Origin of the sequence: Nitrococcus mobilis Nb-231 (assembly GCF_000153205.1) — a bacterium.
GTDB lineage: Bacteria > Pseudomonadota > Gammaproteobacteria > Nitrococcales > Nitrococcaceae > Nitrococcus > Nitrococcus mobilis.
Genome location: NZ_CH672427.1, coordinates 80,760 through 103,933, shown reverse-complemented (window position 1 = coordinate 103,933; position 23,174 = coordinate 80,760). Strand labels below are relative to the sequence as shown.

The 23,174-nt window shown below is 60.9% G+C and carries 17 protein-coding genes and 3 pseudogenes; 10 read left to right on the top strand and 10 right to left on the bottom strand.

All coding sequences use genetic code 11. The features are described 5' to 3' along the window. Nucleotides 1-57 precede the first annotated feature (57 nt). Nucleotides 58-927, bottom strand: coding sequence for an NAD(P)-dependent oxidoreductase (locus tag NB231_RS00475; protein ID WP_040661477.1), 870 nt, complete (start codon nt 925-927; stop codon nt 58-60). A 191-nt stretch (nt 928-1,118) separates the two neighbouring features. On the opposite strand from NB231_RS00475, the gene xseA reads away from it, so the two are divergent. Together xseA and putA are read left to right on the top strand one after the other, a co-directional pair. Continuing rightward, on the top strand, nt 1,119-2,531 hold the full coding sequence (gene xseA, locus NB231_RS00470; protein WP_040661475.1) for an exodeoxyribonuclease VII large subunit: 1,413 nt from the start codon (nt 1,119-1,121) through the stop codon (nt 2,529-2,531). Nucleotides 2,532-2,689: 158 nt separating this feature from the next. Then, the gene (gene putA / locus NB231_RS00465; protein ID WP_004998696.1) at nt 2,690-5,875 is read left to right on the top strand and encodes a bifunctional proline dehydrogenase/L-glutamate gamma-semialdehyde dehydrogenase PutA; all 3,186 of its coding nucleotides are present in this window, start codon (nt 2,690-2,692) and stop codon (nt 5,873-5,875) included. A gap of 36 nt (nt 5,876-5,911) precedes the next feature. Here putA and amrA read toward each other — a convergent pair whose 3' ends face one another. Beyond that, nucleotides 5,912-6,514: an AmmeMemoRadiSam system protein A gene (gene amrA / locus NB231_RS00460; protein WP_004998693.1), complete on the bottom strand. Its 603-nt coding sequence runs from the start codon at nt 6,512-6,514 to the stop codon at nt 5,912-5,914. Then, on the bottom strand, nt 6,504-7,298 hold the full coding sequence (gene amrB / locus NB231_RS00455; protein ID WP_004998692.1) for an AmmeMemoRadiSam system protein B: 795 nt from the start codon (nt 7,296-7,298) through the stop codon (nt 6,504-6,506). Before amrB ends, amrA begins: the two co-directional genes overlap by 11 nt. A 169-nt stretch (nt 7,299-7,467) precedes the next feature. Here amrB and amrS point away from each other — a divergent pair, with 169 nt between their 5' ends. From amrS to NB231_RS00435, 4 genes are all read left to right on the top strand, one after another. Next, nucleotides 7,468-8,592, top strand: coding sequence for an AmmeMemoRadiSam system radical SAM enzyme (gene amrS / locus NB231_RS00450; protein ID WP_004998689.1), 1,125 nt, complete (start codon nt 7,468-7,470; stop codon nt 8,590-8,592). 330 nt (nt 8,593-8,922) lie between these two features. Further along, the gene (locus NB231_RS00445; protein ID WP_040661472.1) at nt 8,923-9,573 is read left to right on the top strand and encodes an outer membrane protein; all 651 of its coding nucleotides are present in this window, start codon (nt 8,923-8,925) and stop codon (nt 9,571-9,573) included. A gap of 410 nt (nt 9,574-9,983) precedes the next feature. After that, complete coding sequence (locus NB231_RS00440) at nt 9,984-10,280, top strand: CsbD family protein (protein ID WP_232210357.1); 297 nt, start codon at nt 9,984-9,986, stop codon at nt 10,278-10,280. Nucleotides 10,281-10,586: 306 nt separating this feature from the next. Continuing rightward, on the top strand, nt 10,587-14,060 hold the full coding sequence (locus NB231_RS00435; RefSeq protein WP_040662664.1) for an FAD-dependent oxidoreductase: 3,474 nt from the start codon (nt 10,587-10,589) through the stop codon (nt 14,058-14,060). Between the two features lie 69 nt (nt 14,061-14,129). On the opposite strand, the pseudogene NB231_RS00430 reads toward NB231_RS00435, so the two are convergent. The 6 genes and pseudogenes from NB231_RS00430 to NB231_RS00405 form a co-directional block, all read right to left on the bottom strand. Beyond that, a pseudogene (locus NB231_RS00430) lies at nt 14,130-14,389 on the bottom strand (transposase); the annotation flags it as partial. Nucleotides 14,390-14,501: 112 nt separating this feature from the next. Continuing rightward, a pseudogene (locus NB231_RS20405) lies at nt 14,502-16,339 on the bottom strand (IS1634 family transposase). Between the two features lie 165 nt (nt 16,340-16,504). Further along, nucleotides 16,505-17,036, bottom strand: a pseudogene (locus tag NB231_RS17240) (IS5 family transposase); the annotation flags it as partial. Between the two features lie 54 nt (nt 17,037-17,090). After that, complete coding sequence (locus NB231_RS00415; RefSeq protein ID WP_004998672.1) at nt 17,091-17,549, bottom strand: universal stress protein; 459 nt, start codon at nt 17,547-17,549, stop codon at nt 17,091-17,093. A gap of 156 nt (nt 17,550-17,705) precedes the next feature. Further along, a complete protein-coding gene (locus tag NB231_RS00410) occupies nt 17,706-18,200 on the bottom strand; it encodes a GNAT family N-acetyltransferase (RefSeq protein ID WP_004998669.1) in 495 nt (164 codons plus the stop codon). Nucleotides 18,201-18,224: 24 nt separating this feature from the next. Then, nucleotides 18,225-18,785 (bottom strand): pyridoxamine 5'-phosphate oxidase family protein, encoded by a 561-nt coding sequence (locus NB231_RS00405; RefSeq protein WP_004998665.1) that lies wholly within the window; start codon nt 18,783-18,785, stop codon nt 18,225-18,227. A 671-nt stretch (nt 18,786-19,456) separates the two neighbouring features. Between NB231_RS00405 and NB231_RS00400 the strand changes: the two genes are divergently transcribed. Further along, a complete protein-coding gene (locus tag NB231_RS00400; protein WP_004998663.1) occupies nt 19,457-19,906 on the top strand; it encodes a DUF3617 domain-containing protein in 450 nt (149 codons plus the stop codon). Between the two features lie 143 nt (nt 19,907-20,049). Here NB231_RS00400 and NB231_RS00395 read toward each other — a convergent pair whose 3' ends face one another. Beyond that, nucleotides 20,050-20,877, bottom strand: a complete 828-nt coding sequence (locus tag NB231_RS00395; RefSeq protein ID WP_004998661.1) for an SDR family NAD(P)-dependent oxidoreductase — start codon at nt 20,875-20,877, stop codon at nt 20,050-20,052. Nucleotides 20,878-21,464: 587 nt separating this feature from the next. Here NB231_RS00395 and NB231_RS16520 point away from each other — a divergent pair. From NB231_RS16520 to NB231_RS00385, 3 genes are read left to right on the top strand one after another with little or no spacing between them, the layout of a single operon-like run. Further along, nucleotides 21,465-21,698 (top strand): hypothetical protein, encoded by a 234-nt coding sequence (locus NB231_RS16520; protein ID WP_004998659.1) that lies wholly within the window; start codon nt 21,465-21,467, stop codon nt 21,696-21,698. Between the two features lie 42 nt (nt 21,699-21,740). Then, a complete protein-coding gene (locus NB231_RS16515) occupies nt 21,741-22,001 on the top strand; it encodes a hypothetical protein (protein WP_232210355.1) in 261 nt (86 codons plus the stop codon). Then, complete coding sequence (locus NB231_RS00385) at nt 22,001-22,450, top strand: potassium channel family protein (RefSeq protein WP_004998655.1); 450 nt, start codon at nt 22,001-22,003, stop codon at nt 22,448-22,450. The genes NB231_RS16515 and NB231_RS00385 overlap by 1 nt, the downstream gene beginning before the upstream one ends. The last annotated feature ends 724 nt before the right edge of the window (nt 22,451-23,174 follow it).

Genomic DNA, 23,174 nt, shown 5'->3' with positions numbered 1-23,174 from the left:
ATTACCGGCTCGATCTGCCTGGCGAGAACGCGCTTGATGGCACCTCCGGTCACGTCCTTACTCCGTAGGTGGATTAACGCTTGAATACACGGCCGCGTAGTCCGCGCCGGCGAACCCCTGTTGGGCCGCTTGGTCGAGGAGCCGCTCGAAGGCATGCAGTGTATCGGTGCTGATTCCCGCTTCGGCCGCGGCCTTTGCGAACAGGCGCACATCTTTCAGCAGGTGCTTGGTCGGAAAATTCGGATTCGCGAAATCGCGTTCGAGCATCCGCGCGAGTTTCTTGTCGTAGGTCGGCGCATAGAGGGCGCTCGCGCGCGTAATCGCCATGAAGGCATCGACATCGACCTGTTCTTTCTGCACCAGAGCGAGACTCTCGGAGAAGGCGATCGTCAGCGCGGCAATCAACTGGTTCATGGCGAGTTTCACACATGCGCCGGCCCCCACGGGTCCGATCAGGCGCGGCGTCGGTCCAAAAAGGGCCAGAATGTCCCGCCACTTCACGAACTGCTCCTCGGTAGCACCGACCATGAGGATCAGATTGCCGCTTTTGGCTTCGGGTAGGCTGCCCAGAACAGGACTCTCGAAGTAGTCACCACCTCTTCGTGCCACGGCACTCATCAGTTGCTTGCTTTCGCTGGGCGCGATCGTGGCCATCTGGATGACGGTTGTGCGGGCAAATGACGGGCCATCCGCCTCATCGATACCAAGAAGCCGGGCTGTTGTATCGGCGTCGCTGAGCATCGTCACGACCGCATCTGCCTCCTCGATGAGATCCGCGGGTCGGGAACAAAGTCGTGCGCCTCCAGCAACAAGGGACTCCGCCTTGGATTGGGTTCTGTTATACGCAAGGACTGTGTGCCCACCTTGGATCAGCCGGGATGCCATCGGTTGTCCCATCAGGCCGGTTCCTATCACTCCGATCTTCATAGCATTTCCTGGTTGATACTGGCCTTGAACGCCTCGACCTCTTTTACGATCCGACTTCTACCCTGCCCTGCCACCAAAGTTGGCCGGCCGCGACTTCCCTAATTTCGCAACCAGACTCATTCTTTGGTTTACCAAGGTACGCCAAACTGCGCGCCCCCTGCTACGGCCCAGTGAGCTGCTATCATCTCGGCATGAGTGAACCTCACCCGCTAAGCCATGAGACGCGCCGCGATGTCTATACGGTATCGCGGCTGAACCAGGAAGTACGCCTGCTGCTCGAGCACGCCTTGCCGCTGCTCTGGGTCGAGGGGGAAATTTCCAACCTGAGCCAACCCCGCTCCGGGCATCTCTATTTCACGTTGAAGGACGAAGCGGCGCAGGTGCGCTGTGCAATGTTTCGCAACCGCAGCCTTTATCTGCGATTCCGGCCCAAGGACAGCCTGCACGTGCTGGCGCGCGCCCGGATCAGTCTATACGCGCCGCGCGGCGATTTTCAGCTGATCATCGAGCACATGGAGGAGGCCGGAGACGGTGCACTGCGCCGGGCCTTCGAAGCTTTGAAAAACCGCTTGGCGCAGGAGGGGCTGTTCGCAGCGGAGCACAAAAAGCCGTTGCCGGCGCTGCCGCGCCGCATCGGTGTCGTCACCTCGCCTTCCGGTGCCGCCTTGCGCGATGTGCTGAGCGTCCTGCGCCGGCGCTTCCCGGCGATCCGTGTGCTGATTTATCCGGTGGCGGTACAGGGTGCGAACGCGCCCGGGGAAATCACGGCCACGATCCGGCTCGCCGCGCGCCGCCGCGAGGTGGATGCCTTGCTGCTGACCCGCGGCGGGGGTTCGTTGGAGGATCTATGGGCTTTCAACGAAGAGGCCGTCGCCCGGGCCATCCATGAGTGCCCGCTGCCGATCGTAAGCGCAGTCGGCCACGAGACCGACACGACCATTGCCGATTTCGTGGCCGATCAGCGCGCCCCAACGCCCTCCGCCGCGGCCGAGCTGCTCAGCCCCGACGGCCCGGGCTGGCTGACTCGTATCGATCACCTCGCCGAGCGGCTACGGCAGGGCCTGCGGCGCGGGCTCGAGCGTCAACGCCACGGGCTCGGCCGGCTCGAGCGGCGGCTTGCCAATCAGCACCCCGGCCGCCGCCTGCAGGAGCGCGCGCAGCGGCTCGACGAGCTGGAGCAGCGAATGACACGCGCCGAGCGCGGGCGGCGGCGCGAGCTGACCACCCGCCATGGGCATCTCGCGGACCGGCTGCACCGTCAGGATCCCCGCTGCCGCGTCCGGGAACGGCTCGAGCAGATCGCGGCGCTGCGGCGCCGGCTGCACGCCGCGCTTGGCCAAGACCTTGGCAGCCGCCGGCAGTTGCTCGCCGCAACGGTGCGGGCACTGGAGGCCGTCAGCCCCCTGAAGACGCTCGGCCGAGGGTACGCCATCGTCCGGCGCCAACGGGATGATCACATCGTGCGCCGGCCAAGCGAGGTGACTCCGGGCGAGCGCGTCAGTGCCCGGCTCTACAGCGGTGAACTCGTTTGCCGCGTCGAGGCGCTGCGCGAGACGAGCGATGCGCATACTTTGCCGGGGAGGTCGCATGAGACGGACGAATAGTGGAGGCTTCGGAAACTGCATGGTCCGCCCAACGAAGACCGGGATTCATTTTATTGTTCCGCAAGGAGAACTGGATTCCGGCCTACGCCGGAATGACGAAACCCGACACCTAATTAATAATCGAGCGCCCCACCCAGCCAGAGATCCTGAGGTGTGGTATGGATTTTGAGATACCCGACATCTTCTCCCACCCTCTCTACCTGAAGGTCAACCAGGCCTATCGCGCCAACGAGACGGAGCATGTCAGCATGCTGCTCCGGGAGGCGGCACTGCCCGCCGCGGCCCAGCAGCGGATCGCCAAACACGCGCGGGCGCTGGTGTGCGAGGTGCGCCACAGCCGCGTCCACAAAAGCGGCATCGACGCCTTCATGCACCAATACGAGCTCTCCAGCCATGAAGGGGTGGTATTGATGTGCCTGGCCGAAGCGCTGCTGCGCATCCCGGACACGGCGACCATCGACAAGCTGATCGAAGACAAACTCGGCACATCCCATTGGGAACGCCACATCAGTGACAGCGATTCGCTGTTCGTCAACGCTTCCACCTGGGCATTGATGCTCACCGGACGCCTGCTGAGCGACCACGATCAGCCGCAACAACACTTGCGCGGCGTACTGCAGCGGCTGCTGCGCCGCAGCAGCGAGCCGCTGATCCGCCAAGCGCTGCTCCAGGCCATGCGCATCCTGGGGCGACAGTTCGTGATGGGGCGCGACATTGAGGAGGCGCTGCGGCGCGCGCGTGCCTCGGAGCAGCGCGGTTACCGCTATTCCTACGATATGCTCGGCGAGGCGGCACGCACCGATGCCGATGCATGCCGTTACTTCGATCGCTATCGCCAGGCGATCGAGGCCATCGGCGAGAGCGCCGCTGGCCGCGGGCCGATCGCCTCGCCGGGTGTGTCCATCAAGCTCTCAGCGTTGCACCCGCGCTATGAGCTCGCCAATCGTGACCGAGCCCTGCGCGAGCTGCTGCCGCGGCTGCACGCCTTGGCGCTCCAGGCCGCACAGTATGATATCAATCTGACCGTCGATGCCGAGGAGGCGGCCCGCCTGGACGTTTCGCTGGAGCTCATCGATGCGCTGTGCGCCGACCCGCAGTTGCGCGCCTGGCAAGGCCTGGGGCTTGCGCTGCAGGCCTACCAGAAGCGGGCGTTTCCTCTGCTCGACTGGCTCGCCGAGCGGGCCGAATACCACGGTCGGCGGCTTATGGTGCGGCTGGTCAAGGGCGCCTACTGGGATACCGAGATCAAGCGGGCTCAGGAGCTCGGCCTGAACGGCTATCCGGTGTTCACCCGCAAATCCAACACCGACGTTTCCTATCTCGCCTGTGTCCGCAAGCTGTTGGCGAATCCCCGGCATTTTTACCCGCAGTTCGCCACCCACAACGCTCATACCCTGGCCTATGTGCTGGAAGTAGCCGGCCAAAACCACGCCTTCGAGTGTCAACGTCTACACGGCATGGGGGAGGCGCTCTATGACCAGATCGTCGGCGCGGAGCAGCCGGGGATTGCCTGCCGGGTCTATGCGCCCGTGGGCAGTCACGAAGACCTGCTGCCCTACCTGGTCCGACGTCTGCTCGAAAACGGCGCCAACTCCTCATTCGTCAACCGCATCGTCGACGAGAAAGTGCCAATCGAGGAAATCATAGCCGACCCGATCGCCAAGATGGCCGCCCGCTCGTATCTGCCGCATCCGCGGATTCCCTTGCCGGTCAACATCTATGGCCCACAGCGGCGCAACGCCAAGGGCGTGGATCTCACCGATCTCGCCCAGCTCGAGTGGCTACGCCAAGGCATGGTGGAGGCGGATCGCCACGATTGGACGGCCACACCCCTTATCGGCGGGCAGGTGTACGAAAGACTGAAAACGCCTGTGTTCTCGCCCGCAGACCGCTCACGGCGGGTCGGCACGGTGGCCTTCGCCGATCGCGAGGCGCTCGAGCGCGCCCTCGCCCACGCCCAGCAGGCCGCCGCCGACTGGGAGTCCTGCCCCGCCGCAAAGCGCGCCGATTGTCTCGACCGTTTGGCCGAGCTCTATGAGCGACACATGCCAGAGTTGGTGGCGCTGTGTGCCCGAGAGGCGGGCAAACACATCCCCGATGGCATCGCCGAGGTGCGTGAGGCGGTGGATTTTTGTCGTTATTACGCCGCCCGCGCCCGCCTGGACCTAGAGCCGACGTCGCTGCCCGGTCCCACTGGCGAGCGCAATCAACTCTCGCTGCACGGCCGAGGCGTATTCGCCTGCATCAGCCCCTGGAACTTCCCGCTCGCTATTTTCACCGGCCAAATCAGCGCGGCGCTGATCGCCGGCAACGCCGTGATTGCCAAGCCGGCCGAGCAAACCTCGCTGATCGGGGCCTATGCGGTGCGGCTGATGCACGAAGCGGGCATCCCGCCGGATGTCTTGCAGTTTCTGCCCGGCGACGGGCCCAATGTGGGCCTGGCACTGGTGCGGGACCGGCGGGTCGATGGCGTGGCCTTTACCGGCTCGGTGGCCACGGCCAAGCGCATTAATCGGGCACTCGCCGAGCGAGAGGGACCGATCGTGCCGTTGATCGCCGAGACCGGTGGGCAAAACGGCATGATCGTCGACTCCTCCGCTTTGCCCGAGCAGGTGGTGAGCGATGTGGTGAGGTCGAGCTTTCAGAGCGCGGGGCAACGCTGCTCGGCCCTTAGGGTGCTGTATTTGCAGGATGACATCGCCGAGCGCGTAATCGAGATGCTGATCGGGGCGATGGCCGAACTGCGCATCGGTGATCCCTGGTGCCTCGCAACGGATGTCACGCCGGTGATCGATGAGGGCGCCCGGCGCATGCTCGCAGCGCACGCCGAGCACATGAGCGCTACGGCGAAGCCGCTCTATCGCTGCGAACTGCCGGCCGGAACCGCAAACGGCACGTTCTTCCCGCCCTGCGCCTTCGAGCTGCGCAGCCTACGGCAACTCACGGAGGAGAAATTCGGTCCCATTCTGCATGTGATCCGCTATCAGGCGCGTGATCTGGACCGGGTGATCGACGAGATCAATGCGACCGGCTACGGCTTGACCTTCGGCATCCACAGCCGCATCGACACCACGGTAGAGCATGTGGTAAGCCGCATGCACGCGGGTAATATCTACGTCAACCGCAACATGATCGGCGCCGTGGTGGGTGTACACCCTTTCGGCGGCGAGGGCCTATCCGGCACCGGCCCCAAGGCCGGCGGCCCGCATTATCTACCGCGCTTCACAAATGAGCGGGCGTTGAGCATCGATACCACCGCCGCCGGGGGTAACGCCACGTTGATGTCCTTGGGTGAGGAAGAGCCAGATGATACCTTACTGCCGGCCTACCCACCGGACCGATAAAAGCCGGATACGCGCTTTGTCCAGCGCGCCTCGCATTCAGCTCGGAGCCCCAGCCCCCGTCTGACAGCGCGGCATGTTCTCCTCCCGGAAAGAGATCGTTTGATAGCGATAAAACGTCACACCACTGGCCCAGAATTCGGCTTGCAGACCCGCCTTCAGCCGCAGCCCACCCAGAAAATCGCTTGGTCGCGGCAGCTGGCGCCAAACCGTGGGCAAGAAGGTCGAGCAGCGCCCCTGCCACTCCAGGATCAGACCATCCACACCGGGTCGGAGTTGCGCCAGCAGCTCCCATTCGCTCGCCACGCTCAACGCCTGCGGCGGAGTGAGCACCGAGATCTCCACAACGGCTTCCGCGAGCTCGGCCGGCCGCAATGGAGCGAAGCGCGGATCACGGGTGCCGGCCGCGTAGGCATTCTCGGCGATGTCCTGCACCAGCGGGCGGCGCGCCTCCAAACTGCCGATACAGCCTAGCAACTGATCGGCTCGCCGCAGCGTGACAAAGCTGGCAGCCGGTTCGCACAGATGAGCCGGCCACTCCTGCAACGCAATCGGCAACGCGCGGCCACTCGACAAACCGTGACTCAGGCTGGCCCGGGCGAGCTCCAGGAGCCGCTGGCGCTCTGCGGAGTCAATTTTCATAAACCGCAAAAGCCCCGTAGCCCACTACTCGCTGGCGGTTGCCGGCGGTATCGCCCGAGCTGCAGAGCCTGAGCTGCTCGATACGCAGCTCCCGGCGGCGTGCCAGCTCGAGCAACCCAACGAGGGGGGTGCGCCCACAGGCGTCCTGATAGCCGATCGCCTCAGGGCGCTTGCCCAAAATGTTCTCCGCGGTCCGGTTATCCAACCGCCGAGCGGTTTCGTAGTCATGATAGTGGCTGAGGTCGGTACTGATGACGACGAGAGTTTCAGCACCACCCCAGAGACGCTCCAGCACCGCTGCCACCGCCTCGGCGCTCGCATCACCCACCGCTAACGGCACGAGGCGAAAATCATCGAGCAGATATTGCAAAAACGGCACCTGGACCTCAAGGCTGTGCTCCTCGGCATGCGCCTTGTCCGAGAAACTCACATACGCGAGATCCGCGAGCCGCCCTAGCGCCGAGCCATCCAGCGCCACCTCGCCCAGCGGGGTCAAAAAAGCATCTCCGGTATGGGCGGCGAGGCCCGCAAAGCGCACCCGGTGGGCGGGGCCCAGCAGCACTACCCGCTCGATGCGCGCATGCGCCGGTGCGATCCGCGCATAGGCCGCAGCCGCCGTAGAGCCGGAAAAGACATAGCCCGCATGCGGCACGATTAGCGCCTTCGGTGTGTGAGGCTCGGCAACCGGGCGACTCATCAGCTCGCCTAACAGCCGGCGCAGCGACTCGGCCTCGCCGGGATAAAACAGCTCGGCGACAGCGGGTTCGCGCACTTTTCTCGCCATGGCTCTTGGTCGACCTCTCCCTCCGCGGCCGCCACCCGCGACATTTTATACGCCACGCGGGTGGCGGCGTGCTCAGCTTGATGCGCCAGGACAGCATCACCCAATCAGATCAAGCTTTGGTATTGACGTTATAGCTGTATCGACGACACTTTCAAATGAGAGGAACGAAATGAAGCAACCACTCGCGGAAGCCAAGCACACGTTCTTTGCGGCCGATACCATCGCCACCCGCTACTGGCACCGGCTGGAGGACGGGCGTATCCAATGCGACGTTTGCCCACGGGCCTGTAAGCTCAAGCACGGTCAGCGTGGGCTGTGCTTCGTGCGCGCCTGCCAGGACGAACAGATCGTGCTGACGAGCTACGGACGCTCCAGCGGCTTTTGTATCGATCCGATTGAGAAAAAGCCGCTCAACCATTTCTTGCCCGGAACACCGGTGCTCTCCTTCGGCACCGCCGGCTGCAACCTCGCTTGCAAGTTCTGCCAGAACTGGGACATCAGCAAATCCCGGGAACTCGACACCCTAGCCGACCAAGCGGCACCGCAGGAACTGGCCGCCGCGGCGCTACGGACCGGCTGCCGTAGCGTGGCGTTTACCTATAACGACCCGGTCATTTTTCTGGAATACGCCATCGACATCGCACAGGCTTGTCATGAGCACGGCCTCAAGGCCGTGGCCGTAAGCGCCGGCTACATGTGCGCCGAACCGCGCGTGGAGTTTTATCGACACATGGATGCCGCCAATATCGATCTTAAAGCATTTACGGAGCGCTTCTACCGCAAGCTGACCGGCTCCTCGCTCGGACCAGTGCTGGAAACGCTGCAGTACCTGAAACACGAAACCAGCGTCTGGTTCGAAATCACTACCCTGCTGATCCCTGGACACAATGACGAGCCCAGCGAACTCGATGCTCTCAGCCGTTGGGTGTGCGAGAAACTCGGTCCCGAGGTGCCATTACACTTCACGGCCTTCCATCCGGATTTCAAGCTGCGCGACCCCCCGCCTACCCCACCAGAGACCTTGACTCGGGCCCGGCACATCGCCATAGCCAACGGGTTGCATTACGTTTACACAGGCAATGTCCATGACCTGGACGGCGGCAGCACCTATTGCCAACGCTGCGGACAGCGCCTGATCGGCCGCGACTGGTATGAGCTCTCCACCTGGAATGTGGATGCGCACGGCGACTGCCGTTTTTGCGGCGCCCGCTTGCCCGGCGTCTTCGAGCCCACACCCGGCGAGTGGGGGCGCAAACGCCTGGCCGTTGCCCTACACCGCCGCCGCGCGGGATAAACACCGCTAACCCACGACTTGGGGGAGCAGCGGCGCTGCCGAACTTCACCGCTACCGAGACCAGCGCCTCACGCTCGGGAAACAACCACACCACACTGCTATACGACCACTCGGTTGCCCCCGACAGTATGCCGCACTGCTCGATGTGCGGCATCGGATTCGGGCAGGAATACCCAAAATTTGAACCTATTCCCATCGCCGCGAATTTCAGCATGGTAATTAAAAAGAACGAAACGGTCGCGTCCTGCAAATAGACGGCAGGGGTCGCGGGCGGAGGGGCCCGCTAAAGACACAAGTTAAGAATCGGCTGAAATCGCCAGGGAGGTTTGGATGAGAGGCATATTACAAGGAATAACAAGGACAGCGGTCGTGATCGGGTGCGGCACCTCAGTAGCCTTCACGGCCGGCGCTGAAGCGGCGTCTATTTCAGCCGGACCTTATGTGGGTGTCGTCGGGGGATACCAGAGCACGGACCTCGATTGGTCTGGAAGCCTTGGCGGTGGCACAGCCAAAGTAGATTCTCTTGCACTCGTGGGAGCACGGGCCGGAGTCGTCGGCGGATGGAGCATGTGGGGAGGCCACGATATTTACGGCGCGGTGGAACTCAACGCCGCAACCAGCACCGCCGACGGTAATGTGAGCGTGAATGGCGCCGGGCTGAAGTTGGAGAGCGAAGAGACCTACGGCGCGTCTGTGTTGTTCGGGCGACGCATAGTCCCGGGAGCCCTACTCTACGGCCGGGTCGGCTGGCAATGGTTGAACAGTACGGCGCGTCTCAATGGAGACTCTGATAGCCAGAGGCTTAACGGTATACGGGCCGGGGCCGGTGGTATGTGGGCGCTCTCGGACATGGTTACCTTCCGCATCGAGTATACGCACAGCTTTTACCAGTCAGAAAAATGGAAGGACCTGGGCGGAACAACCTTAAAGGCGAAACTCCGCGAGAACGTATTCCAGGGTGGGTTCACTGTAAGCTTCTGATTTAAATTAACTATTATGAGAACCGGCCCACTTGTTTGGGCCGCTTCCCAGTGCAGAATATGCCATTTCAATATAGTAATTAACTTTTATATGCTTAATTAAAATTTGCTATGTATTGGCCTAAAATACATTCACTAAAAATATATCAATTTATTTAGTCTGCATTTGCTCTTGCAAAAAATAAATTTTGAGCTACCTTCTATCGAAGGTCTTCTTTTTTATTAGGGAATGGTGACGTTGATCTGCCTATTGCAGTCGTAGCAGGTAGGGAGCGTAAGCAGAGCGGACCAAAAGGGGTGTACAAAGAGGTATTTTTTAGCTATCAAATTATATCTTGTTAGGTCATTAGCTGATGAGGTGATGCTTTACATACGTTACGTAAGAGCCAATTTTTTGACAGAAACCATCCAATGATGGATGAGTTTTTAAAGCCAGGAACAGCATTGATAGCAAATGGATTTCTTAAATTTTCTACGTATAGACATACATTTAGGAGATTAACTATGGGCTGGGATACTGTTCAAGGAGATTGGCAGCGGCATGTAGGGCAAGTGCGGATACTATGGAGCAAGCTGACTGAAGAGGAGTTGCAGCAGATCAACGGTCGCCGGGACATGCTAGTTAATAAAATTCATGAAAGGTACCGACTTCCCAAGGATTTAGTGGAAGAGCAAGTCAAGATATTCGAGAACCGATTCGATAGCTGAGAACCGCCTGTAAAAACAAAATAACCCTAAAGAAGACAAGATTGCCAATCGTTTAGGTCCGCGTGCACGATATCGAGTAACGGGGGATTACCCCTTGTCAGAAAGGCAGGCGGCCTGGATGGTTGGCAATTTTTTGTAAAGCCCCTCGGGGCGCGCCGCCTCAACCGGGCAATCGCCGTGCCGCTCGCAGGCATCATAGGGAAAACCGCGCAGACTGTGGCTTGATGGCCTTGCCTAAGGTCCACACTATAGGGCGCTCCCGGCGAACACCACTGCGCCGCCACCCTAGCCCCTATGCTGATGCCGATGAGCCTGGAAACCGCCCTCACCCGCCACGGTCTTACTTTTACCGAGTTGCAAACAGCTGCTGGCCTAGCGCGTTTGGATACAGCCTTTCGCGATTATCTTGGCAAAATTTCTCAACCGTTGGCCCAGCAACTCACCACATACCGCCGCAGCGGTACCGATGGCCCGATCGCAACCAGCGCATTGTTGCTTACACTCGCCCCGCATCTTGAGCGTTTCATTGCCGATCTCTTCGGTATTGCCAACGCAACCGAGCAAGCACAGGCCGCGCTGCGCAGCCATGATGCGGTGCTGGCGTTCAAGCAAGAGTTCGTTATTAAGCGAGTCAAAAAACTTCGCCAGCCCGTCACGGATACCTTCCAAAACCTAAATGACTGGCTGGATACCCGGATTGCCAATGCCGCCGATCGGGAACGTGCCGTGGCCGACTACGCCATGGGATTGTTGCAGGATCCAATGGCCAATGCAGCTTCAATCGAGCGGGTAACCCACTGGTGCAAACTCGCTCGCACCGACCCTAAGGCTCGATCCGAACTAGCCGACTGGGTCAGCTTCGCTCTGCCCGAACGCTTGGATCACGCGCGGCTGGTTGCGTTGCAGAGGGTGGACGCCCACGGCACGGTGCGCTTACAGACCCATCCCATACGCTGGCGCCGACGCGACGGCTTTGAGCTCACCGATGCACGGATGGATGCACGCAGCGTGCACAGCGAAATCCATTATTGCGTTTACTGTCATGAGCACAACGGCGATTTCTGCTCCAAGGGCTTCCCGGAGAAAAAAGATCACCCCGAACTCGAGTTCAAGGCTGACCCCCTGGGGGTAACACTCACCGGCTGCCCGCTCGAGGAGAAGATTTCCGAGATGCACGTGCTCAAGCGTGCCGGCCAGACAATCGCCGCATTGGCGGTGGTCATGGTGGATAACCCCATGGTGCCGGCGACCGGGCATCGCATCTGCAATGACTGCATGAAAAGCTGCATCTACCAGAAACAAACTCCGGTCAACATCCCCCAGATCGAAACCCGTGTCCTGACGGATGTCTTGGAACTGCCGTGGGGAGTAGAGATCTATCATCTGCTCACGCGCTGGAATCCGCTGCGTCAGGAGCAATACCTCCAGCAGCCGGACAACGGCCGACGCATCCTAGTGGCCGGCATGGGACCAGCCGGCTTTACCATGGCTCACCATCTCACCATGGAAGGCTGCGCAGTAGTGGGCATCGACGGCCTGAAAATCGAGCCGTTGCCACGCACAATTCTGGAAAATCCCATAGAGCGCTGGGAGGACTTAAAGGAGCCCCTCGACGAGCGCATCCTGCTCGGTTTCGGTGGCGTAGCCGAATACGGCATCACCGTGCGCTGGGATAAGAATTTCCTGAAGCTGATCTACTTGTCGCTGGCACGCCGGGCGAACTTTCGAGTCTACGGCGGAGTCCGCCTAGGCGGAACCATTACCCTGGAGGATGCTTGGAGGCTCGGTTTCGATCATGTCTGCAACGCCACTGGGACAGGTCTGCCGCGAGTCCTCCACATGCGCAACAGCCTAGCGCGAGGCATGCGCCAAGCCAGCGATTTCCTCATGGCCCTACAGCTCACCGGGGCCGCCAAAGCGTCCAGCCTCGCCAATCTCCAGGTCCGACTGCCGTCCGTAGTCATCGGCGGCGGACTCACCGGCATCGATACGGCAACCGAGGTCCAAGCGTATTACATCAAGCAGGTGGAAAAAATTCTCGGGCGCTACGAAGCACTCGTCGCCGAGCTCGGGGCGGAGTCCGTCGTCACCGGACTCAACGCCGAGGACCGTGCAACGCTAGCCGAGTTCCTCGAGCACGGGGCGGCGGTACGGGCCGAGCGCGAGCGGGCAGCGGCCGCCGCTGAGGCCCCGGACTTCAGCACACTGCTGCGTCAGTGGGGTGGCGTGACCGTCGCCTATCGCAAGGGACTCAACGCCTCGCCAGCCTACATCCGCAACCACGAAGAAGTGAGCAAGGCAACCGAGGAAGGCCTATTCTACGCCGAAGGTCTCGAGCCGCTCTATGTCGAAGTAGACGGCTTTGACCACGTCAAGAGCCTGGTGTGCCGCCGTATGAAACGCGAGGAAGGTCGCTGGTTGGCCACGCGAGAGGAAGTGACCTTGCCGGCTCGGTCGATTTTCGTCGCCGCCGGCACGGTTCCCAACACCCTATATGAACGTGAATACCCCGGCACCTTTGCGCTCGATGGCAACCACTTCTTGCCCCACATCGCCCACCCCAACGGTGTCCAGCCGGTGGGCTTGGCAAGTCACTGCAAATCGCCGGAGTTCGGCCCGTTCACATCGTACAGTCAAAACGGCCGGCGGGTGACCTTCCTTGGGGATACCCATCCGGCCTTCCACGGCAGCGTGGTAAAAGCAATCGCCTCGGCAAAACGCAGCTACCCGCAAGTGCTCGATGCCATTTATGACCGCCCGGCAGTAGGCGCAGCCGAGGCTTTCCTGGCACGAATGGATCGGCTGCTGGTCGCCCGGGTAGTCGAAGTCAAACAACTCAACCCGGCACTGGTGGAGCTTTGGGTGCGCGCCCCCTTGGCAGCGTATAACTTCCGACCGGGCCAATTCTTTCGCCTGCAGACGTTCGAATCGAACAGCCCCGTCGTGGCAGGCACCCGGTTGCAGGTGCCGCTGCTCACGGTGAGCGGTACGGGCGTTAGAGACGACATGATCCGGCTCATTGTCCTGCAGTGGGGTGTTGCGGCACGCCTGATCGGACGCTTACAGGCCAATGCGCCGCTGGTCTTGATGGGTCCCACAGGTGCGCCAACCGATATACCCCAGGAGAAGACCATTCTGGTGGTGGCGGGCCGTTGGGGGGCTGCGGTCATGCTTGATATCGGCGCGGCCCTGCGGGCCGCCGGTAACCGAGTGCTCTACGTCGCTGCTTTCGGCAACGCCGCGGAGGTGGATCATCAAGATGAATTGGAGGCCGGTGCCGATCAGATCATCTGGTGTACAGCCAGAGAACCCAGGGTTCGTGCTCGCCGCGTCCAGGACAGTAGCGTCGTCGCCACGGATATGATCGAGGTGGTGCGCCGCTACGGGGATGGCGAGATCCCTCCCGCAAGCGCGCCGGCGATCGCGCTGCACACGGTGGACCGAATTATGGTCATGGGCGGCACGGGACTGCTGGCCGGCTTCCAGCGCGCACTCGAGGACACATTAAAGCCCTACTTTCAACCGAACGTGGAAGCCTTTGGCACGGTCGGCAGCCCGATGCAGTGCATGCTCAAAGGCGTCTGCGCTCAATGTTTACAATGGCAAATCGACCCTGACAACGGCGAGCGTACCCGTCCGGTTTTCTCCTGCGCCAGCCAAGATCAGCCGCTGTCCTGGATCGACCTCGACAACCTCTCCGCGCGCCAGCAACAGAATCGACTCTCCGATCGGCTAGCCGGACTGTGGCTCGATTACGTACTGCGCCGAGCGGATACTTGAATGCAGAATCAGACTTGCGGCGGCCATTTGGCCGCCGCTTTTTCATTAACTGGCTTCTTTTAAAATACTTCACCGAAGGGAGAGGGCCGCTGGCAGCATGAGCACGGCGAAGACCAGGAAATGCAGACCACTCAGGACCGTGGGCAAACGCTCGTAGTCTCTGGCGAGCCAGCGAAACCGCGCCAGCCATCCGAAGCTGCGTTCCACCACCCAGCGTCGGGGCAACACTACGAAACCTTTCTTGGCTTCAGGCAGTTTGACCACCTGTGCAGCTCGATGCCGTTGCCCTACGCCGCCTCCTTGGCCTGCTCGCCCGTGTAGCCTTGATCCACCTAGCCCAAGTTTAACGTCCCCAAAAATAACTTCGCGATACTCAGAGAGTTAAGATCGGCCGCGGCGGCGAGTGGCACTACATTACGTTCATTTTATAAATCAGCGGGCTCACACGATTGTTTTCTGCACGCCGCCCGGGGCGGGATCGGCCCCGAGGGCCTGATAGATTCGCGCCTGATCGGGCTCGGCGCGGGTGGCCTTGCGCACGTGCAGGGTGCGGCCATCGCCGCGGTTGAACGTGGCGGTGACCCGGCACTGGCCGGCGAGGGTATCGCGTAGCGTGCTCCAACGCTCGCAGATGCCGTGGGCGGCGAGGCAGTGGCGGATGAGCTGGACGAACTGATAGGCGAGCACGGTGATGAACAGGTGCCCCTCGGCGCGCTCTTCCTTGTGATGGAAGATCGGGCGCAGGCCGAGCTCCGATTTCAGGCTTCGGAAGACCGCCTCAAGGTCGGTGAGCATGATGTAGGTGCGCCACATTGTCTTCTCGTCCCAGCCGGTCTCGTTGCTGCGCAGGCAATAGACGCCCGGCTCGGTGACCAGAGAGCCTTTCACGGGCAGGCGCTGCCAGTGGATCGCACGGGCGCGCTCGCCGCTGTCACCGGCGATCACTTCAATGTGGTAGTGCTGGCCGAGGCCGCGGCTTTTCTCCTTGAGCCGCCCGATGCGCTCCCAGAGCTTGTCGATGCGCTTGGTGGTGCCCCGCCGGCTGAGTCCGGTCGCAAGCTTGTCGAGCCCAGCCTCGAAGCGGTCCATCAGGCGCCCGGCGATCGCTTGCTCCTTGCGCACGCGGCCCTCGGAGCGACAATACAGGCGCACCTCCTGGCCATCAGCCGAGGGCACTTTGAGTAGCTCCACGGCCTGCCCGCCGGCGTTGTCGAGGGTGATGGCCTCTTTAAAATCGACCGCGCGGCGGCGCTCGCGGCTGACCACCAGATAGCGGTAGCCCTGCTCGGCCAGCCAGGCGAGGTTGGCCTCGGTGGCCACCCCGCGGTCCATGACCACAAGCGCGCCGGCGGGCGCCGCGAGGCCGGTGAGCATCCCCTGGAGGGTCTGCGCCTCGGCCGCATTGCCAGCGAAGACCCGCGAGCGGCGCACAAAGCCGCAGCATCGAGCACCAGCGCCAGGGTGAGCAGCGGGCAGTCGCTGCGCCGCTCCTTGGAGTGGCCGTGGCGCGCGGCCGGATTGACCGGTGCCTCGCCCTCGAAGTAAGTGTTGGTCAGATCGTAGAGCGTGATTGTCGGGGCGAGCGCGAACAGATCGCTCACCCGGGCGAACAGATGCCCTTCGAGGGCCGCGCGGTGGCGCAGCAGGATATCGGAGGTACGGTAGAGCTGCATCGGGCTCATCGCCTCGAAGTCCACCTCCAGCAGCTCGCCGAGGCCGCTGCGCCGGGCGAGCCACTGATACGTCGCCCGCTCCGAGCCCGGGGCGGCCATGCGGGCAACGATCAGCCCCAGCGCCGCCGCACGTTGCGGGCCGGTCAGCCCCAGCGCTTGGAGCTGCTCCTCCAAGCCCGCCTGGCGCAGCGCCCACAGGGCGAGCTGCTCGACGCCCACCGAGCGCGGGCGCACCAGTGAGAGCGAGTCCACGTCCACCGACTGCACGTCACCCCCACCGCCGGGTACACCGCCAGCATCGGCCGGTGCCGGCGTACCGCCCTGCTCGGCGAGCAGCCGCGCCGCAATACGCTCGGCCTGGCGCTCGACGGCGAGCGGGAGGCCCTTCCCCTCCTCGTCGAACAGCGCCGCCTGGCCGCTGAGCCGTTGCTCGATGCGCGCACACAACGCCGACCAGTGTGCCTGCGCCACTGGGAAGTGCCGCCCCAGGTTCAACAGGGTGCGCTGGCGGACCTTACCGGCGCGCCGCTCGGAGCGCACCAGACGATACGTGACATACGACTCGCCGGTGGCCGTGCTGCGGGTCTGGGTGCGGCGGATGAACATGCCCGCGAGGCTAGCGTGGGCGGGCGCTCCGCACAAGGGATAACAACAAATATTATGGCACTACATCCAGCGCGCCACCCTCGCCACTATACGAATCAATAACTTCTCTTCGCATACACGCCCAAATCAGCCCGAAATCAGGCAGAGAGCGTTAAAGATGGGCTAGGCCAGCTTGACGGTGCCGCCCGTGGCCTCTTGCACGGCCTCGCACAACAGCCGCACCTGCGCGCGCTCCGGCTCGTTGGCCGGCGTGACGTGCACGGCCAGCAAATGCCCCAGCGTGTCCACCGCCACGTGCACCTTGCTGCCGCGGCGACGCTTATAGCCATCGTAGCCGGCGCGCGGCCCGCTCTCGCAGCTGGATTGCAGCGTGCGACCATCCATCACCATGGCGCTGGGCTGGCTTTAGCGTCCTTGTGCCACGCGGATGATCGAGCGCAGCTCCGAGACCATGGCCTCGAAGCAGCCCGAATCGACCCAACGCCGGCTTTGCTGGTAGACCGCCGCCCAGGGCGGAAAGTCGTTGGGCAGCAGTCGCCACGGCGCACCCGCCCCGCACGAGCCAACGCAGGGCATTGAAGACCTCGCGCAGGTCGTGCCGGCGTTGCGGCGCGGACGCGTTCATGAGGCTCAGGTACGGCGCCGCGAAGCTCCATTCTTGGTCGCTGACATCTGTGGGATAGGGCTTTCGAGTTATCGCGCCATTCTACAGGCCTCGGCACCGCCCCCGATCAGAAGCTCATAACACGCTCTATTCGAAGAAATCTTTAGGGGTCGAGGCGCTTGCCATTACGACCAGCAGACTGCAGTCCAAAGCATCGAGCAATGAGCGGCCAAGCGAGCCGCGCCACCAACGGGCAAGCGCACTGCAGCGCCGATGCCCGACCACGACCAGGTCCGCTGCGACGTCTCGGGAAATACGGCTGATCTGCTCGGCCGGATCGCCGACTCCGAGTCGTCCCTCGGCTTGTAAACCGCGATCGCGCAGGATTCCGACCCCCGTCGCGATCACGCGCTGGACTTCCTCCTGGCCTTGCTCCAGCACCTCGACCGGATAGATCCCCTCCATCAAAGCAATCCCCGCGGGAGGCTCCAAAACCGCTACAAGATAAGTTCGCGCCGAGCAGTACACGGCGAGGTCAGCGCCCTCCTGCAAGGCCACCCGCCCCTCCACACTGCCATCGAAGGCCAAGACGATCGACTGGTACATCGCTGCCCCCGCACGCCGCACTGCCTCACCCAGCAAACTAGCCCGCAATCGGGTGCGATTCCAGCGCGACGCTATAAAGATCCAGGGCCAATGGATGCTAGCGGTAATCCAACCGCCCAAATACTTGGGGCTGGCCACCGCTCCAGCCACGGCTGGTCATACCCAGGATACCGCTCGTGAACCCACGCATGAAAGCGTCTTTTCCATGAAGAATTGTTTGAATGAACAGCCTCTATAAGCTCTTTCTAATTCTTCTATTACATCAAATCCATTTAGTTTGAAGAACGGCTGTGCGGTTATGCAAACGTCGGCAAACAACCGCCTTATGTTCCCACTAAGTGCTTCATGTTCGATTCGTTTCAGCAACTTTGAACCAACCCCCTGCCCCTGCCACAAATGATGAACATAAAAGCAATCGATCTGCCCCGTGTGTTCGAATTCCGCAAAACCGACAACCTGTCCTTTTTCTTTCACCACGAACACACGATAATTCTTGAAGCGCTTCTTCCAAAAATCGTCAGAATAAATCTCAGGTGCCCAAGCCGCCACCTGCTCTAGACTGTAATCACGTATATTGACCAAGCGCACCGTCTCATAATAAAGGCGCGAGATTGCCGCGACGTCAGCATCCGTATAATCTAGAATTTCCATCTGAATTACATTACAGCACGCAGCTTAGGTATTTTTTTCCATTATATGAGACGGTATATCGTCAATGCTGAACTGATTTTTGTCTTCCCAATATTTTCTTATCCCTGTCCCGTCTTCTCCGTCTTTTCTTATAGCCCAATCTTCCAACATATCTCTTTCACCAACATAATGATAAGAGGGAACGCCGATACCGCACGACGTCAACGCCATGTCCACCGACAGGTCGAGTATCTGCCGATATCCTGGAATAGGCTTGAATAAAGCAAACAAATCCTGCCATTCCCGATCGTTCTGATGGATGACCTTTGCTTTTCCATATAGCCTCAAAATCATCGGCTTGCCTTCAAAAGCGCAGAACATCAACGTCATTCTCGGATTCTCTTGAACATGGGTCGCAGTTTCATTACCGCTTCCCGTAACGTTAAGCCAAACCACTCGGTTTTTGTTGACAATACGCAGAGTATCCAAACCTTTTGGAGAAATATTAATCCTGCTGTCTGCCGTCGCCGTTCCGACAAAAAATACTTTTTGCTCGTTAATGAATTTTTCTAACCTGTCTGTTATTTCCTGATACCTTACCGCCATTTCCGTTCTCTCATCCTGTTACCGTTAGAAAATCCCTGAATCAATTAGCTTCTCGTCATTCCGACGAAAACCGGACAAATCCGTAGGACGGATTTGAACTGCCGAAGGCAGGCCCGGAGGGCGCAAACCAGGGAAGGTTTGCGTAATCCAAAAAACTAAAAGCCTGGAACCGACCTTCGCCGGCGTGACGAATAAATCAGGACTTCCTTAGTGCTGGGTTGTCATAGAAAAAAACCCATGCTGTCATACCAATCTGAACCGCTGAAGAAAACTTTTATTTATTCCATTCATGCGTCGACAAGCCAGCTCGGAGAATGGTCGAAGGGCGGTTATCGAACGAACAAGCTTCCTTAATGCTGCTCCCCGCAGACCGCCGGCCCCATGCCGAACAAAAAACAACAGTCGAGCGTTCAAAAGCTGGTGCGACTGAAGTCCGGCGCGGCCTAACTCGACTCGACGCGCGGATGGGCCGCGGCTGACCAACCCTCGACGCGCTCCTCGAGCAACACGAATACTTGGCACCGGCTGCAATATTGAGCGAGACTGCGAGCGCGCCTGCGGCAGCAGCCGCTGGCGTGGAATTGGTTTTGGGGTCTCGCTGTATGCACGTGGCGTGGACGAAGCGGGCGCGCTCGCCAGCAGGCCTCTTTCCTCCAGGAGATAAACGACCTATGCAGCTCAACACAATGCGGCTCCTGCTTGCCTTGACGATCGCACCGCCGCTCGCCCATGCGGCCCCTAACCTGTCCGACATTATGACCCCCGGCTTGTGGGAAACGACCATCAACATGCAAATCGACGGAATGCCGATGAGTCTCCCGGCTCAGACCGTCCGCCGGTGTGTCACGCAGGAAAACCTCGACCAAAATTTTGGTCTTCCAAAACCCCAGACACAAGGCAACGTAACATGCAAGGCGACCCACATGGATCGCTCCGGCAATACCGTGGATTGGGCCATGGCTTGCACCGGGGAAGGCTCCCTGGAAGCGGACGGCACCGCAACCTTCGATTCGCCTGAGGCGTACCATGCAATCATCCATATGACCGGCACCATGCAGGGCCGCCAGATCCGGATGATCCAAAACCTGCAAGGTCGGCGCATCGGCAAATGCCAAAGTTAGGCACGCTCCAGACAATATCCGGGCCGAACCGCTTTCCGTCTGACCCGGGCGCGCGTTCGGTCTGAACAGGCGCGGCAAGCCTCGTACCCTACATTCCGGTAAAGCGCCGGAACCCACAAAACCCGCGCAACGACGCTCCCCCTTCAGGCATCACGGTGGGCGGCGGCGAACTGCTCCAGAGCCGCTTTTTTCTGCGCTAATAGATCATCGACTTCTTGGGGCTGCTTACGGTTCCGCTCGATGAGCGAAGCAATCGTCTCGCTGCCGCGAATCACCTCGGTCTCACCGCGCTCGAGCGCGGCGACGACCGCATCGGCGAGCGCCTCCGGCGGTTCGTACTCGAAACCCTCCGCCGGGCCGAGATCAGTTCCCTCCTGCATCGGAACCACCATCGCATCGGGATACGCCGTGACGACCTGAATGCCTTCTCCCACCAACTCGCGCCGCAGCGCCTCGCTGAAGCCGGCGATTCCGGCCTTGGCGGCTGTATAGACGGTATAAAACGGCAGGCCCACGAGCCCTAGCACCGAAGATACATTAATAATGGCCGCCTCACCGCTTTCTTTGAGGGCCGGCAAGGCCGCACGCGTATAATAAATAGGTGCAACGAGATTCGCATCGAGCTGGGCACGAAGCTGCTCGGCCTCGATTTTCTCAAGACGCCCGCCCTGCACCACGCTGACGTTGTTCACCAATATATCGAGCGTACCGAAACGTTCCAACACCATGCGAATGACCCGCTCGCGCCAGGAATCGGGCACATCGCTCGGGATCAGTTGCACTTCCGGCGTGTCATCCGGACGCTCTTCGCGGCTTACATCCTCCACCTGCTGCGCGGTCTCGCGCAGACGCTGCTCGAATCGATCGCTCAGCGTCAACCGCACGCCCTTGCGGGCGAACGCCACTGCAATGGCACGGCCAACACCGTTGCCCGCGCCCGTGATGAGAGCCGACTTTCCTGCGATTTGCATCGCTGTTCCTCCATAGTAATCGCATGTTAGACCGGTGCCAAAATTTGCCCTTCTACCGGCAGGCGAGCGCATATCGGCTCGCCTGCCTCGCTCGCGGCTTGCCACTCTCGCCTACCAGCATAGGTGAATACGCCATTCCTGCATGATGCCTGAGATACTGCCCCAGCAACTTATGCTCAACCGTCGAATCGATGCCGAACAGATCCTAGCGCACGCGCTTTCGGTATCCTTGCGAGTCTGGCCAGCAGCAGGCCCACCCCTGCTGCTCGCCCTGACTGCCTGGAAGCCTAGGAAGCCTAGGTCGTGCGAATGCCGGATTCGCCGATGCGCCCAAACGACCCGTCGACCCTGGCCGGCCGGTGCGGCCTCGTAACCCGTTGCATTCCCGGCAAGAAGACGAACCCTAAAACATAACGTGGCTCACTGCGATGTTTGCCGTACTGTCGCTCTGACTCAGGAACAATTCGAATGCCTGGTAGAGCGCCCGTCAGACAGGATGTCTCAACCTGCCCGTCCTCAACGTTGCGTGGGTCATGTTGGGGATGGGATAAACTCCTGACGCAGAGCTACATTGAGAAAAACAGGCCGTGAACGAGGTTAACACGCAGGCGGGTGAAACGACGGCGCTGGGCACGGTCTCGGCGACGATACGGTCGGTTGCCGTCGGCGTGCTGGGCATTGCCTCCATCCAGGCCGTCATGGGCGGTGCCGGTGTGCAGCTGGTCGGAATCCCGGCCGCTGGCGTCTGGACGCTGCTGATCCTGATCCTCGCGATCGCCCAACTGCCGTCCCTGTTGGCCCTGCTGCCTGCCATTTTATAGGTGTTTTCGGTCGAGACCACGACCGTTGTTGCAACCATCTTCATGGTCTGGAGCATCATAGTGTCGTTCAGCAACGCCGTGCTGAAACCGCGGCTTCTTAACCGTGGCATCGACAGGCCGATACTGGTGATCCGGCTCGGCGCGACCGGCGGCATGATCATGTCGGGCATTATCGGCCTGTTTGTCGGCGCCGTCGTTCTCACCTTGGGCTACAAGCTGATTCAGACCTGGCTGCGATCGGGTGAAGCCGACGAGGCCGCCACAGCGCCGCTGATCAACCAAGTAGAGGATGACTCGTGCTGATGTCACTTCTGCTCGGCAGCCTGATCCTGGTGGGCAATATGGTTATACAGGTTCTGGCGATCGTCGCGATGGTGCGGTTCCTGAACCGGCGCAAGAAAATGTTGCTTGCCAGCAACAGCCTGCTGGCCGATACAAGGGTGCTCAGCATTGTCGTCCTAGTCCTGTTCGCCGGCCACGCCCTGCAGTTTGCGACCTGGGCGTTCGCGTTTCTGCAACTCGGCGAGTTCCAGGACTTCGAAACCGCCTTTTATTTTTCCACGGTCAGTTTCACGTCCCTAGGCTATGGTGATGTCGTCCTGACAGATCACTGGCGGCTGCTGGGCGGACTCGAAGCGGCCAATGGCGTTTTGATGTTCGGTCTGTCCGCGGGCGCGATCCTGGCCGTCGTGAACCGCCTGTTCGACCGACACATCGCCGCCGGTACTTGGGACCAATCAGGCCACGAGTGAGCCCACGGTGCTTGTAACCGGACACGATCCGGGTGTTCGGTGTGGGGCAGCCGCCGCAGCGCATCCGCACAAGCCGTGTTCAAGTCGGTCGCATCTGAAATCGTCCTCAAACTCCCGCTGGACATACTCCGGTAATGCCGTACTCTGTGCTGCCATGGCGGAGACGAAGGCTACATGATATTTTTTTGACAACCCGACTGAAGAGCCGCCCGCCACTCGTCCCGGGCGATGGCTCACGTAAGGAACCGCATCCACTCCCATACGGGCATCCCTGCAAGGCTGTACCGATACTCGAATCAGCAGGCGTCGCGAGCAACGGCCAACTACCGATCGTTGTTTCTTGCCGGATTGGCGAGACGACATCACCTACAGCCGAGAGTTGAGATAAGCGCGCAATTACATGAACTCGATTACCGATACAAATCAACCAACAGACACCTTGGAGAACGTGCATTGGGACGAGCACCATACCGGGGCTCGACGCTGCGCCCGCTGCTCGACAGGATTTCCACAGCCTTGCGGCTGCGGCGGCATGCTCCATGCCGCAATCGTGCAACTCCCCACGAACGGCTTTATTCAGCTCACCCGTTGCGACCTTTGCCGGCAGCCACGGGAGTAAGCGTGACACCGCCCGGCCTCGCGCTTTACAACATTTGTGATCAATTAAGCTCGACTCGATCAGCGACCGGTGTAAATCTTTAGCAAGCGCCAGGGCCTGTTAACA